The organism is Mycobacterium fragae (assembly GCF_002102185.1).
GTDB classification, from domain to species: domain Bacteria; phylum Actinomycetota; class Actinomycetes; order Mycobacteriales; family Mycobacteriaceae; genus Mycobacterium; species Mycobacterium fragae.
Genome location: NZ_LQOW01000010.1, coordinates 15,499 through 28,864, shown reverse-complemented (window position 1 = coordinate 28,864; position 13,366 = coordinate 15,499). Strand labels below are relative to the sequence as shown.

Below are 13,366 nucleotides of genomic sequence, written 5' to 3'. Positions count from 1 at the left end.
CTTACTACGGCGTGTCGTACCGGCCTGCGGCGAGCGGCAGATGTGACGGCCGTCACAGCGCGTACCTCCTTTGTATGGTTAGGCTAACCATACAAAGGAGGTCTGGTGGCTACCCTCATCGATGATCCGCTCATCGCGGCGATGACCGTCGACCGCGTGCTGCCGCTGCACGAGTCGAGTCGGCGGCTTCGCGAGCTGTACCCACAGTCGCCACGTGTCTACGGAGTCGCGGTAATGGCGGACGTCTCCATCCGCCGGTGGTGGCCGCTGGCATCGGCCCTCGCGACCAACCGCCTGCAGGACATGTTCGCCGCTGCGGCGGCGGACATGGACCGTCGCGCCGCCGCCCGGCAATTAGCGGGCACGCTGGTGCACACCGTGATCGGGCGAGTGGTCGCGCTGGTGGTGCTGGAGGGGCGGGCATGGGACACCGGCCTGGAGAACCTGTGGGTTCATGTCGACTCCGACGGGGCCATCGACTGGGCCGGCGTTGTCGATCCGACGGTTCGGGTGCTGCCCGACGACCCGTATTTCGCGGACCCGGAAGGCGATTCGCATGGAGTGGTTCGGCTACCGAGCGAGGCGGCGCTGGCCACCTGGGTCGCACACCGCTGTCACCGCACCCTGGAACCGCTGTTCGCCAAGCTGTACGCGGTCAGCGGCGGCGCGCTTTCGATCGCGGCGATGTGGCACATCGTCGGCTCCTTCGTGGTGGCCGCCGCGACCCAGGTGCCCCAACTGGCACGCGCCGACGAGGTGACGGCGATGCGCCGCGGGCAGGCCGTTCTCGATGCGCTGGTGGGCTTCGGCCTGCCGGTGCGCGGTCGATCGACACTGCGCCGTCGAACATGCGCAAACCCTTGCGAAATTAGGGCAGCCTTTCCTATGCTTCTTGCATCGAGCGATTAATGGCCGCGACGGCGTCCTGAGGGCTGCAGTGACCCCCGGTCAACTCGATCGGCGGACCCCGTGCCAGGCGCACGGGGTTCGCCCGTTTTCCGATGGTGTAGACACAAAGGCGTGCAACCTGTGCAAGGCTCCGTCGTCCCGCCGGGCTTCGAGTCGACGTTCGACAACGAGATCGGCCTGGTATTCACCGAGCTGACCCCCGACGGCGCGCGGGCGCAGCTTGAGGTGCAGCCAAAACTGTTGCAGGCGTTCGGCATCGTTCACGGCGGCGTGTACTGCTCGATGATCGAGAGCATGGCCAGCGCGGCCGCCTACACCTGGCTGGCCGCCAACGGCGGCGGTGCCGTCGTCGGCGTCAACAACAACACCGACTTCCTGCGCGCCATCAGCGAGGGCACGGTGTACGGAAAAGCAGAGCCGGTGCACCGCGGCAGGCTTCAGCAATTGTGGGTGGTCACCATCAGCGGCCAGGACGACCGGGTGGTGGCGCGCGGCCAGGTGCGGTTGCAGAACCTCGAAGCGCCGCCCGGCTAGCTTGCCTTGGCCGCCTCACCGGCGTGCGCCTCGGCGGCCAGTACCGCCAGCTGCTCCAGCCGGGTGCGGGCGAACGCCTGCTGTTCGGTGATCGTCAGCTGGCCACGCCGACCGCTCAGGAATGTCACCATCCACGACAGCACGGTGGTGATCTTGTTCTTGAAGCCGATCAGATACACAAGGTGCAGCAACAGCCACGCCAGCCAGGCGATCAGCCCGCCGAACTCCAGCGGGCCGATCTTGGCCACCGCGGAAAACCGGGAGACCGTGGCCATCGAGCCCTTGTCGAAATACTGGAACGGCTCGCGCTCGGCCGGGTCGGCGCCGGCGAGTTCGGCTTTGATCGTGCCCGCCGCGTACTTGCCGCCCTGGATCGCGCCCTGCGCCACCCCGGGCACGCCTTCGACGGCGGCCATATCGCCGACCACGAACACGTTGGGGTGGCCCGGAACAGTCAGGTCGGGTAACACCTTCACCCGCCCGGCGCGATCGAGTTCGACCCCGGATTGCCGAGCGAGATCCCGGCCCAACGGGCTGGCCGACACCCCGGCCGACCACACCTTGCAGGCCGATTCGATTCGCCGGGTGGTTCCGTCCGGGTCCTTGACCGTGATCCCGTTGCGGTCGACGTCGGTGACCATCGCGTCGAGTTGGATCTCGACGCCCATCTTCTCCAGCCGCGCGGCGGCCTTTTTGCCCAGCTTTTCGCCCATCGGCGGCAGCACCGCAGGAGCGGCGTCGAGCAGGATGACCCGCGCCTTGGTCGGGTCGATGTGCCGGAATGCGCCCTTCAACGTGTACTCGGCCAATTCGGCGATCTGCCCGGCCATTTCGACGCCGGTGGGACCGGCGCCGACGACGGTGAAGGTGAGCAGCTTCTTGCGACGCTCAGGATCGTTGGACCGCTCGGCCTGTTCGAACGCGCTGAGGATGCGGCCCCGCAGCTCCAGCGCGTCGTCGATCGACTTCATGCCGGGCGCGAACTCGGCGAAGTGGTCGTTGCCGAAGTAGGACTGCCCCGCGCCCGCGGCGATGATCAGGCTGTCGTAATGGGTTTCGTAGGTGTGGCCGAGCAACTCCGAGACGACGAACTTGCCGGCCAGATCGATATGCGTGACGTCCCCGAGGAGAACCTGGACGTTGCGCTGCTTGCGCAAAATCACCCGGGTCGGGGGAGCGATGGCTCCCTCGGCGACGATGCCGGTTGCGACCTGGTACAGCATCGGCTGGAACAGGTGGTGGGTGGTGCGGGCGATCAGCTTGATGTCGACGTCGGCGTGCTTGAGCTTTTTGACCGCGTTCAGCCCGCCGAATCCCGATCCGATGACGACCACCCGGTGCCGAGCACCCGGCGCAGCAGTGTCTCCCGGTTGGGCACTCATGGTTTGGGCTGCTCCTCGACGGCGACTGCAGTTCTCTAATCACCGTAGCCGCCCGGCCCTGCCATCACCCAGCGCGACGTTGTGTGATCAGCCACATCCGCGCTGCGTCGGTGGCGGGGAAATTGGGTACTCGCAACAACAGCCGATTCCAAGGAGGCACGATGGCCAAGGATCATGGCCCAAGCGTCAAGAACGACAAACAATACGAGGGCCTGCGCAAGAAGGGGATGAGCAAGTCTCGGGCCGCGGCGATTTCGAATTCGCCGGGATCCTCCAGCAGAGGGGGCAAGAGTTCAGGCAGCAGCCAAAGCAGCCGCAGCAGCGGCCGCGGCAGCGGCGGCAACACATCCCAGAAGAAGGCCGCGGGCCGCAAGGGCGGCAAGAAGTCGAGTTAGGCCGCCCGCAGCGCCTCGGCGGCCGCCGCGACAACGCCGGGCGTATAGACGGGCATGTTGATGATCACGCCGTCGACCCCGGCGTTGAACACTTTTGCTTTTATCTGGTCGGCCACTGACGCGGCCGAACCGACAACCATTCGTTGGCGCATCTCGGCGGGAATCATGTCCTCGGTGGCGTTCTCGTCGACCATCACGGTCAGCAGCATGCTGGTCTCCAGCGTCGAGCGGTCGCGCCCGACCTCGTCGCACCGCTTGGCCAGCGCGTCGAGCTTGCCGGGCAGCTCGTCGAATCCGGCCATGATGTTGAGGTGGTCGGCATACCGCGCGGCGATGGAAAAGGTCTTCTTCTCGCCGCGCCCGCCGATCAGTACCGGAATGCGGTCGCGGTAACAGGGATTGGCGAACGCCGACTCGGTGCTGTACCACTCGCCCGAGAAGGTCGACGGCTGGCCCTTGATCATCGGGTCGATGATCTGCAGTGTCTCTTCGAGCCGATTGAACCGGTCGGTGAACGTGCCGAACTCGAAACCGAGTTGGCGGTGTTCGAGTTCGAACCATCCTGCTCCGAGGCCGAGAATCGCCCGGCCCGCACTCACCACATCGAGGGTGGTGATGATCTTGGCCAGCAGCGTGGGATTGCGGTAGGTGTTGCCAGTCACCAACGCCCCCAACTGAATTCGCTCGGTCGACGTAGCCAATGCACCCAATGCGGTGTAGGCCTCGAGCATCGGTTGGTCGGGGGAGCCGAGCGCCGGCAGCTGGTAGAAGTGGTCCATCACGAAAACCGCGTCGAATCCTGCCGATTCGGCTTCGCGCGCTTGCGCAATGACCGTGGGGAAAAGCTGTTTGACGCCGGTGCCGTAGCTGAAGTTGGGGATCTGTAGTCCCAGCCGGATAGTCACGCGTTCACCGTAACGACCGGCGTTCGGCGAGGCTAGTTATGCGAACTGAGCCAGCGCGCCGTGGCTGACGTGCAGCACCTGCCCGGTGATGTGGCGAGCCGCGGGAGTGGTGAGGAACAGCGCCATCCGCGCGACCTCTGCGGCGGCCGACGGCGGCGTGCTGGTAAGCCCCTCGTAGCCCGGCTGGGCGCCGCGGCCCGCGGCGACGGCGTTGACGGTGATACCGCGGGTGCCGAAGATGGTGGCCTGCCCGGCCACCCAGTTCGCCAGCGCGGCCTTGATCGCGGCCTCGGCGCTGCCGGCGCGGGGATTCTCCGGGACCACGCTGATGATCGAGCCGCCCGATCGCAGGTGGTCACCGATGGCCTGCACGGCCAGCACGGTCGAGAGCACGGTGGCGTCCAACGCGTTGCGCCACGCTCCGGCCAGGTCGGCGAGGGTGTAGGTGCGGGGGTCACCGACTGCAAAGCGCGGCGCGGGCACGTTGACGATCGTGTCGAGGTGGTGCGGGAACAGCCCGCGGACCTCGGTCAGGCTGGCCGGGTCGGTGATGTCGCAGACGATCGCGTCGACGTCGAGCTCCTTGGCGACCACCTCGAGGTCGTCGCGGCGTGCGCCCGCCAGCGTCACCTTGTGGCCGGCATCGCGAAAGCCCTCGGCAACGACGCGACCCAGATCGGTGTCACCCCCGGTGACCAGCACATCCACCGCTATGACCTCCTTGTATTAGCGCTGAACCGCAGCAGCAGTCCAGTCGATGTTACTGGACAGTAGCTAGGGATGAAACTCCGGACCGGGCACGACACGGACACGAGTTGGAAAACCTTGACGGCTCGACGCCCATTAGGGTTCACCCATGCGTCGGATCTGGGTGCTGGCCGGTTTCCTGTCCCTGATCCTGGTGACGCACCTGACCGGCTGCGGCTCGAAATCACCGTCGGCTTCGCAGTCGTCGTCGCCCAGCCCCTCGTCGGGCAAGGTTGTGGTGTTTGCCGCCGCATCGCTGAAGCCGGCATTCACCCAGCTCGGCGAGCGGTTCCGAACCGAAAACCCAGGCGCGAGAGTCGATTTCGACTTCGCGGGCTCCTCAGAACTGGCAACACAGCTGACCCAGGGTGCCTCCGCCGACGTGTTCGCTTCGGCGGACACCGCGCAAATGGACACCGTCGCCAAGGCGGGCTTGACCGCCGGCACCCCGGTGAATTTCGCCTCCAACACGTTGGTGATCGTCACCGCGCCCGGGGATCCCAAGCAGATCCACTCCTTCGCCGACCTCGCCAAACCCGGGCTGAAGGTCGTGGTGTGCCAACAGCCGGTGCCCTGTGGATCGGCGACGGGACGCGTCGAGAACGACACCGGCGTGCATCTCAACCCGGTCAGCGAGGAGCCGTCGGTGTCCGACGTGCTCACCAAGGTCACCAGCGGCGAGGCTGACGCCGGCTTGGTCTATGTCACCGACGCGCTCCACGCCGGTGGCAAGGTGAGCACGGTCAAGTTCCCCGAAGCGGCCCGCGCGGTGAATGTGTATCCCATCGCCGTCCTCAAGCGTGCGGCCCAGCCGGCGCTGGCGCATAAGTTCGTCGATCTGGTGACCGGTGAGAAAGGCCAAAAAGTGCTGGGCCAGGCCGGTTTTGAGAAACCGTAAGCCAAGCCCTGAGAAGCAGCCGTGAACAGACCTGTCGGTGTGCCGCGCTGGGTGTACGTCCCTGCCGCGGTGGGAATCATCTTCGTCGCACTCCCGCTGGTGGCAGTCGCGGTCAAGGTCGACTGGCCGCACTTCTGGTCGCTGATCACCAGCACGTCGTCGAGGACGGCGCTGTTGTTGAGCGTCAAGACCGCCGCCTCCAGCACCGCGCTGTGCTTGATATTCGGCGTGCCGATGGCGCTGGTACTGGCGCGCAGCAACGCGCGGCTGGTTCGGTTGCTGCGACCGCTGATCCTACTGCCGCTGGTGTTGCCGCCGGTGGTCGGTGGAATCGCGTTGTTGTACGCGTTCGGCCGGCTCGGCCTCATCGGGACGTATCTGGACGCGGCCGGTATCAGTATCGCGTTCACCACCACCGCCGTTGTGCTGGCGCAGACCTTCGTGTCCCTGCCCTTCCTCGTCATCGCGCTGGAAGGTGCAGCCCGTAGCGCAGGAGCCGACTACGAGGCAGTCGCGGCCACCCTCGGTGCCCGCCCGAGCAGGGTGTGGTGGCGGGTGACGCTGCCGCTGCTGCTGCCCGGCCTGGCGTCCGGGGCGGTGCTGGCGTTTGCGCGCTCGTTGGGGGAGTTCGGCGCGACGCTGACCTTCGCGGGTTCACGGCAGGGAGTGACCCGGACACTGCCACTGGAAATCTATTTGCAGCGGGTGACCGACGCGGACGCGGCGGTGGCGCTGTCGATCCTGCTGGTGGCCGTCGCCGCCGTGGTGGTTCTGGGACTGGGCGCCCGCAGGTTGGCCGGGGTGGAGGCCAGGTAGCCGGCGATGAGCGAGTTAGAGCTTCGCGCCGCGGTAGCCGAGCGCAACCTCGATGTGCAGTTCTCGGTGGCCGCGGGCGAAGTGCTCGCGATCCTGGGTCCCAACGGCGCGGGCAAATCGAGCGCGTTGCACGTCATTGCGGGACTGATTCGGCCCGACCAGGGTCTGGTGCGGCTGGGCGACCGGGTGCTCACCGACACCGCCCGGCACGTGCACGTGGCCACCCACCAGCGCCGCGTCGGGCTGCTGCTGCAGGACCCGCTGCTGTTTCCGCACATGAGCGTCGTTGCCAATGTCGCCTTCGGCCCGCATGCCCGTGGGTGGTTCCGGGCGGCAAGCCTCCGCGACAAGGCGTCCGCGCTGCAGTGGCTGCGCGAAGTGGACGCCGAGCAGCTGGCCGACCGGCGGCCCGGGCAGCTGTCCGGCGGCCAGGCCCAGCGCGTCGCGATCGCGCGGGCGCTGGCCGCAGAACCCGACGCGCTGCTTCTCGACGAGCCACTGTCCGGTCTCGACGTCGCGGCCGCGGCGGCAATCCGCGCGGTACTGCGCAGCGTCGTCAACCGGGACGGGAGGGCCGTGGTGCTGATCACCCATGACTTGCTCGACGTGTTCACGCTGGCGGATCGCGTCCTGGTGATGGAGTCGGGCAGAATCGCCGAAATCGGTCCGGCCGCTGAGGTGTTGGCGGCGCCACGCAGCCATTTCGGGGCCCGCATTGCGGGAGTAAACCTGGTCAACGGCACGATCGGCGTCGATGGCACCCTGCACACCCCGTCGGGCGGTCGCTGGCACGGGATGCCCGCCGAAACGCTGAGCTCCGGAGCGGGCGCAGTCGCGGTATTCACGCCGGCGTCGGTAGCGGTATCCGGTGACGAGCCGCATGGCAGCCCGCGCAACACGGTGGCGGTGACGGTGGCCGAGGTGGACGGTCGCGGCCCGGCGGTCCGGGTGCGCGGTGAGGACCAGCCCGACGGCGCACCGGGCCTAGCGGCCGACATCACCGTGGATGCCGCCGCGGAGCTGCGCGTGACACCCGGACAGCGAGTCTGGTTCGCCGTGAAAGCTCAGGAGGTCGCGCTGTACCCGGCTGGCAAACCAATCACATAGTCAGCAATCCACACTTGCGTCACGGCTGTAACACAGTAGGTTTGCTCCTATGGACCAGGTGAACCAAAAATCGACATGGCCACAGGGTTGCTGGGGGGCGCTGAGGACCGCCGCGATAACCGTCGCGGGAGCCGTCACCATCGCGTTGCCGACGGCCACGGCAACCGCCGACCCGGTACCACCCCCGCCGCCCAATCCCAACGGCGCTGCCGCGCCCGGCCCGGCGGGGCCAGGCGCGGCGCCGCCGGCTGCCGACCCGGTCGCAGCACCGCCCGGCGCCGGCCCAAACGCACCGGCACCGCCCGGCAGCGACCCGAATGCGCCGCAACCCGGGCGGGTCGACAACCCGGCCGGCGCGTTCAGCTACATCATTCCGGCCGGCTGGGTGGAATCGGATGCCAGCCACCTGGATTACGGGTCGGCGCTGCTCAGCAAGGAGACCGGTCCGGCTCAGCCGGGGCAGCCCCCGCCGGTCGCCAACGACACCCGCATCGTGCTGGGCAGGTTGGATCAGAAGCTGTATGCCAGCGCCGAGCAGGACAACACCAAGGCCGCGACCCGGCTGGCCTCCGACATGGGCGAATTCTTCATGCCCTATCCGGGAACCCGGATGAACCAGGAGACCACTCCGTTGAGCGCTAACGGCATGACGGGGGCCGCGTCGTACTACGAGGTCAAGTTCAGCGACACCAGCAAGCCGAACGGCCAGATCTGGACAGGTGTGGTCGGTCCGGTCAAGCAAAACCAGGGTATGGGCGCGAACCAGCGCTGGTTCGTGGTCTGGCTGGGCACCTCCAACGATCCCGTGGACAAGGTCGGCGCCAAGGCTCTGGCGGAGTCGGTGCTGCCGCTGCTGCCGGCCCCGCCGGCTCCAGCAGGTCCCGCACCGGCACCCGGTGCTCCGGCACCCGCTCCGGGAGCTCCCGGGGCTCCGGCGCCCGCCCCGAATGCGCCACCGCCGCCGCCTCCCGCGCCCGGCCAGCCGACCGGACAAGGCGGCCCGGTCCCCGCCCCGGCGCCGGTTGCGACCTGACGGCCGATCACGGCGGTCCTGCCTACAAGTCAATACCCGAAGGAGATGGTCGTGGTCTGGCACATCATCTGGATGGTCATCCTCGGTTTCATCGTCGGCTTGATCGCGCGCCTTATTGTTCCCGGTAGTCAGCCGTTGGGTTTGATCGCAACCGCATTGCTCGGCATCGCGGGGGCCTATGTCGGCGGCACGCTGGGGAGCCTGGTCTTCCCTCCGCACCAGTTCGATATTCACCCTCCGATCAAGCACTCGTTTCTAGGTGCGCTGATCGGCGCAGTGATCGTGCTGGTGATCTACGAGTTCGTCACGAAACGCACTTCGAAGACCTGAGTCGGCCACAACGACGATGCGCGCATGGCAGGTGCGCCGGCCCGGCCCGATGACCACCGGCCCGCTGGACTGGGTGAATACCCAGCCGCCGCGGCCTGAGCCGTCCGAGCTGCTGGTCGCGGTGCGCGCATGCGGGGTATGCCGCACCGATCTGCACGTCGCCGAGGGCGACCTCCCCGTGCACCGCGACGCGGTGACCCCTGGACACGAAGTGGTCGGGGAGGTTGTCACGGTCGGCGCTGAGGCCGGCGACGAGTTCAGCGTCGGCGACCGAGTCGGGATCGCCTGGCTGCGGCACACCTGTGGGGTGTGCAAGTACTGTCAGGGCGGCGCCGAGAACCTGTGTCCCAACTCCCGCTACACGGGTTGGGACGCCGACGGCGGTTACGCCGAATTCGCCACGGTCCCCGCCGCTTTCGCTCATCACCTGCCGAGCGGCTACAGCGACACCGAGCTTGCACCGCTGCTGTGTGCGGGCATCATCGGCTACCGGTCGCTGCTGCGCGCCGAGCTGCCGCCCGGCGGCCGGCTGGGCCTGTACGGCTTCGGCGGCAGTGCCCACATCACCGCGCAGGTCGCACTGGCCCAAGGCGCCGAAGTGCATGTGATGACGCGCGGCGCCGGGGCCAGGGAACTGGCGCTGGAACTGGGCGCCGCGTCGGCCCAGGGAGCCGCCGACCCGCCACCGGTGAAACTGGACGCCGCGATTTTGTTCGCCCCGGTGGGTGATCTGGTGCTACCCGCGCTGGAGGCTTTGGACCGCGGCGGCACGTTGGCGATTGCGGGCATCCATCTCAGCGATATCCCTGCGCTGAACTACCAGCGTCACCTGTTCCAGGAGCGACAGCTTCGTTCGGTGACGTCGAACACCCGCGCCGACGCCCGCGCCTTCCTCGAATTCGCCGGGCACCATCACATGAAGGTGACCACGCCGGAATACTCACTCGGGCAAGCTGATCGGGCGCTGACCGATCTCAGCGAGGGCCGCATAGACGGCGCCGCCGTGCTATTGGTGTAAAAGGTCCCGGCATGCCGAGCGCGTTGACTGTGCGTCCAGGGCGACGACACGCCGACGAGGCCCGCCCTACATGCACACTCAAACTTCAAGTTGACAGCTGCCACACCAGAGCGGCGGCCAACGCTCCCAACCCGTTCAACGACCAGTGCAACGCGATCGGTGCGATCAGGCTTCCGCTGCGCCGGCGCAGCCAGCTGAACACGAAACCGGCCACCGCGGTGGCGAACACCGCCAGCGTCACACCGGCCAGCATGCCGACGATTCCACCGCCGAACAACCGGGTGAAGCCGACATTGCCGGCGGTCAGACCCAGCGAGGTCGCGACGTGCCACAGACCGAACAGCAGCGATCCCGCGACCGCGACACCGCGAAATCCCCACGCCCGGTTCAGCGCCCCGTGCAGCACACCGCGAAACGCCAACTCTTCGGGGATGACGGTTTGCAGCGGAATGATGATCATCGACGCGACCAGCGCGCCGGAGATCGTCGCGTAGTGGTTGTTCATGAACATCGGCCGGGTCAGCGGCAGCAGCGCACCGATCCCGATCACCGAAACCACCACGGTCACCGCCGCCAGCGCATACCCGACGCCGGCCCGCCAGTGCTCCCGGCCGAGGCCGAGCTCGGCCCAACCTAAACCGTTGCAGCGCAATAGAATTACCAGCCCGACGGCCGCGGCCGGAACGGTGGCGATGCCCGCCCACGGCGTGGTGAAGTGCGCGATCAGGTTCGTCAAGGCCAGCACCACAACGACGACGGCCACGTCGAGGTAGACCCGGAACCGGTGCAGCGCGGCAAGCTGCGACGCCAGCGGGTGCGTCGGCTGGGCTACGGCGCTTGCTTCACCAGACATTGCTAAGAGGTTACCCACTCGGCTCCCACCGCCACCCGGCGATCTGCGGGTCGTCGTCGCCGTGCTCGCGGGTGTACAGCCGAGCGGCCAGCCGCGCATCGGTCATCCGCTGGCGCAGGACGGCGGCTCGGGCGGCCAGCCCGTCCACCCGGTCAATAACGTCCATCACCAGGTGAAAGCGGTCCAGGTCGTTGAGCATCACCATATCGAACGGTGTCGTGGTGGTGCCGCGCTCCTTGTACCCGCGCACGTGAATGTGGGCGTGGTTGGTGCGGCGATAGGTCAGCCGGTGGATCAGCCACGGGTAGCCGTGATAGGCGAAGATCACCGGCTTGTCCCGGGTGAACAGCGCGTCGAACTCGATGTCCGGCAGGCCATGTGGATGGTCGGACTCCGGCAGAAGGCGCATGATGTCGACGACGTTGATCACCCGCACCTGCAGCTCGGGCAGCTCGCGGCGCAGGATGTCGGCGGCGGCCAGGGTCTCCAGCGTGGGGATGTCCCCGGCGCACGCCAGCACCACGTCGGGCTCGGCCTCCTCAGATCCCGGGGTGCTCGCCCACTGCCAGATGCCCAGGCCGCGCGTGCAGTGGGCGACCGCAGCGTCCATGTCGAGGTAGGCCAGTGCCGGCTGCTTGCCGGCGACGATGACGTTGATGTAGTCGCGGCTGCGCAGACAGTGGTCGGCCACCGACAGCAGCGTGTTGCCGTCCGGCGGCAGATAGACCCGCACCACCTCCGCGCGCTTGTTCGCGACCAGGTCGATGAATCCCGGATCCTGATGCGTGGCGCCGTTGTGGTCCTGACGCCAGACATGGGAGCTCAGCAGGTAGTTCAGCGATGCGATCGGCGCCCGCCACGGCAGTTCGCGGCTGGTGGACACCCACTTCGCATGCTGGTTGAGCATCGAGTCGACGATGTGCACGAAGGCCTCGTAGCAGTTGAACAGGCCATGCCGGCCGGTCAGCAGATAGCCCTCCAACCAGCCCTGGCACAGGTGCTCGGAGAGCACCTCCATCACCCGGCCGTCGGGTGCCAGGTTCTCGTCGGTGGGCAACATTTCCGACATCCACACCTTGCTGGTCGACCCGTATACCGCGTCCAGCCGGTTGGAGGCCGTCTCGTCGGGGCCCATCAGGCGGAACCGGTCGGGGTTACGGGCGATCACGTCGCGCAGAAAGCCGCCCAGTACCCGGGTGGCCTCATGCGTCGAGGCGGCGGGCCGCTCGACGTCCACCGCGTAGTCGCGAAAGTCGGGCAGGTCCAGGTCATGCAGCAACAAGCCGCCGTTGGCGTGCGGATTGGCGCTCATCCGTCGATCACCGCGGGGCGCCAGCGCCCTCAGCTCCCGGCGCAGTCTGCCGTCCTCGTCGAACAGCTCCTCGGGCGCATAGCTGCGCAACCACTCTTCGAGCTGCGCCCGGTGGGTGGGATTGTCGTGAGTCTCGGCCAGCGGAACCTGGTGCGATCGCCACGTGCCCTCCACCTGCTTGCCGTCGACCTCCTTCGGTCCGGTCCACCCCTTGGGAGTGCGCAACACGATCATCGGCCACAGCGGGCGATCGGTGACCCCGTCCACCCGGGCGGCCTGCTGGATCGCCGCGATCTGATCGAATGCCTCGTCGAGCGCGGTCGCCAGTTGCCGGTGCACGATCGCCGGGTCATCACCCTCGACGGTGATCGGCCGATAGCCGTAGCCGTAGAGCAACGACTCCAGCTCCTCGTGGGGAAGACGGGCCAGCACGGTCGGGTTGGCGATCTTGTACCCGTTCAGATGAAGGATCGGCAGGACGGCGCCGTCGCGCACGGGGTTGAGGAACTTGTTCGAGTGCCAGCTGGCGGCCAGCGGCCCGGTTTCGGCCTCGCCGTCGCCGACCACACACGCCACCACCAGATCGGGGTTGTCGAACGCCGCGCCGTAGGCGTGCACCAGCGCGTAGCCCAGCTCGCCGCCTTCGTGGATGGAGCCGGGCGTCTGGGCTGCCACGTGACTGGGGATGCCGCCGGGAAATGAGAACTGCCGGAACAACTTTCGCAGCCCGTCGGTGTTCTCACCGATGCCGGTGTACACCTCGCTGTAGGTGCCCTCCAGGTAGGCGTTGGCCACCAGTCCCGGACCACCGTGACCGGGCCCGGTGATGAAGATGACGTCGACGTCGCGGTTGCGGATGATCCGGTTCAGATGGGCATAGATCAGGTTCAGCCCCGGCGTGGTGCCCCAGTGCCCGAGCAGCCGCGGCTTGATGTGTTCGGGTGTCAGTCGCTCGCGCAGCAGCGGGTTGTCGAGAAGATAGATCTGGCCGACCGCCAGATAGTTCGCGGCGCGCCAGTAGGCGTGGATCCCGGCGCGTTCTTCATCGGAGAGTGTTGTCGGCGTCGCGGTGTCTGTGCTCATTCGCCCGATTGTCCTGACTGTCGGTCAAAGCCGCCAACTACGCT

Annotated in this window: 14 protein-coding genes; 9 read left to right on the top strand and 5 right to left on the bottom strand. The window is 67.4% G+C overall.

All coding sequences use genetic code 11. The annotated features are described in order from the left end of the window. Positions 1 to 105: 105 nt before the first annotated feature. A complete protein-coding gene (locus AWC06_RS06290) occupies positions 106 to 909 on the top strand; it encodes an iron reductase (protein WP_227371102.1) in 804 nt (267 codons plus the stop codon). A 111-nt stretch (positions 910 to 1,020) separates the two neighbouring features. Further along, positions 1,021 to 1,443: a PaaI family thioesterase gene (locus AWC06_RS06285; RefSeq protein ID WP_085195491.1), complete on the top strand. Its 423-nt coding sequence runs from the start codon at positions 1,021 to 1,023 to the stop codon at positions 1,441 to 1,443. On the opposite strand, the gene AWC06_RS06280 is transcribed toward AWC06_RS06285, so the two are convergent. Beyond that, entirely contained in the window at positions 1,440 to 2,825 is a 1,386-nt protein-coding gene (locus tag AWC06_RS06280; protein ID WP_085195489.1) for an NAD(P)/FAD-dependent oxidoreductase, read from the bottom strand. The genes AWC06_RS06285 and AWC06_RS06280 overlap by 4 nt on opposite strands. A 161-nt stretch (positions 2,826 to 2,986) precedes the next feature. On the opposite strand from AWC06_RS06280, the gene AWC06_RS06275 reads away from it, so the two are divergent. After that, entirely contained in the window at positions 2,987 to 3,220 is a 234-nt protein-coding gene (locus tag AWC06_RS06275) for a DUF7218 family protein (protein WP_085195587.1), read from the top strand. Here the strand turns inward: AWC06_RS06275 and AWC06_RS06270 are convergent. Beyond that, complete coding sequence (locus tag AWC06_RS06270) at positions 3,217 to 4,125, bottom strand: LLM class F420-dependent oxidoreductase (protein WP_085195487.1); 909 nt, start codon at positions 4,123 to 4,125, stop codon at positions 3,217 to 3,219. The genes AWC06_RS06275 and AWC06_RS06270 overlap by 4 nt on opposite strands. A gap of 36 nt (positions 4,126 to 4,161) precedes the next feature. Then, complete coding sequence (locus AWC06_RS06265) at positions 4,162 to 4,839, bottom strand: SDR family oxidoreductase (RefSeq protein WP_085195485.1); 678 nt, start codon at positions 4,837 to 4,839, stop codon at positions 4,162 to 4,164. 142 nt (positions 4,840 to 4,981) lie between these two features. Here AWC06_RS06265 and modA point away from each other — a divergent pair, with 142 nt between their 5' ends. From modA to AWC06_RS06235, 6 genes are read left to right on the top strand one after another with little or no spacing between them, the layout of a single operon-like run. Next, positions 4,982 to 5,770, top strand: coding sequence for a molybdate ABC transporter substrate-binding protein (gene modA / locus AWC06_RS06260; RefSeq protein ID WP_085195483.1), 789 nt, complete (start codon positions 4,982 to 4,984; stop codon positions 5,768 to 5,770). Between the two features lie 21 nt (positions 5,771 to 5,791). Then, positions 5,792 to 6,586, top strand: coding sequence for an ABC transporter permease (locus AWC06_RS06255; RefSeq protein ID WP_169715304.1), 795 nt, complete (start codon positions 5,792 to 5,794; stop codon positions 6,584 to 6,586). Between the two features lie 6 nt (positions 6,587 to 6,592). Beyond that, positions 6,593 to 7,693: a sulfate/molybdate ABC transporter ATP-binding protein gene (locus AWC06_RS06250; protein WP_085195481.1), complete on the top strand. Its 1,101-nt coding sequence runs from the start codon at positions 6,593 to 6,595 to the stop codon at positions 7,691 to 7,693. Positions 7,694 to 7,742: 49 nt separating this feature from the next. Beyond that, positions 7,743 to 8,726, top strand: coding sequence for an alanine and proline-rich secreted protein Apa (locus tag AWC06_RS06245; RefSeq protein WP_085195479.1), 984 nt, complete (start codon positions 7,743 to 7,745; stop codon positions 8,724 to 8,726). Positions 8,727 to 8,777: 51 nt separating this feature from the next. Further along, positions 8,778 to 9,056, top strand: coding sequence for a GlsB/YeaQ/YmgE family stress response membrane protein (locus tag AWC06_RS06240; protein ID WP_085195582.1), 279 nt, complete (start codon positions 8,778 to 8,780; stop codon positions 9,054 to 9,056). Positions 9,057 to 9,072: 16 nt separating this feature from the next. Next, entirely contained in the window at positions 9,073 to 10,074 is a 1,002-nt protein-coding gene (locus tag AWC06_RS06235; protein WP_085195477.1) for a zinc-binding alcohol dehydrogenase family protein, read from the top strand. Positions 10,075 to 10,159: 85 nt separating this feature from the next. On the opposite strand, the gene AWC06_RS06230 is transcribed toward AWC06_RS06235, so the two are convergent. Further along, positions 10,160 to 10,927 (bottom strand): CPBP family intramembrane glutamic endopeptidase, encoded by a 768-nt coding sequence (locus AWC06_RS06230; RefSeq protein WP_085195475.1) that lies wholly within the window; start codon positions 10,925 to 10,927, stop codon positions 10,160 to 10,162. Positions 10,928 to 10,937: 10 nt separating this feature from the next. Next, entirely contained in the window at positions 10,938 to 13,322 is a 2,385-nt protein-coding gene (locus AWC06_RS06225; protein ID WP_085195474.1) for a phosphoketolase family protein, read from the bottom strand. Positions 13,323 to 13,366: the final 44 nt, after the last annotated feature.

Coding starts and splice junctions, on each gene's coding strand:
- AWC06_RS06230 (WP_085195475.1), bottom strand. CDS start 10,927: ATGTCTGGTGAAGCAAGCGCCGTAGCCCAGCCGACGCACCCGCTGGCG.
- AWC06_RS06280 (WP_085195489.1), bottom strand. CDS start 2,825: ATGAGTGCCCAACCGGGAGACACTGCTGCGCCGGGTGCTCGGCACCGG.
- AWC06_RS06245 (WP_085195479.1), top strand. CDS start 7,743: ATGGACCAGGTGAACCAAAAATCGACATGGCCACAGGGTTGCTGGGGG.
- AWC06_RS06225 (WP_085195474.1), bottom strand. CDS start 13,322: ATGAGCACAGACACCGCGACGCCGACAACACTCTCCGATGAAGAACGC.
- AWC06_RS06250 (WP_085195481.1), top strand. CDS start 6,593: ATGAGCGAGTTAGAGCTTCGCGCCGCGGTAGCCGAGCGCAACCTCGAT.
- modA (WP_085195483.1), top strand. CDS start 4,982: ATGCGTCGGATCTGGGTGCTGGCCGGTTTCCTGTCCCTGATCCTGGTG.
- AWC06_RS06235 (WP_085195477.1), top strand. CDS start 9,073: ATGCGCGCATGGCAGGTGCGCCGGCCCGGCCCGATGACCACCGGCCCG.
- AWC06_RS06275 (WP_085195587.1), top strand. CDS start 2,987: ATGGCCAAGGATCATGGCCCAAGCGTCAAGAACGACAAACAATACGAG.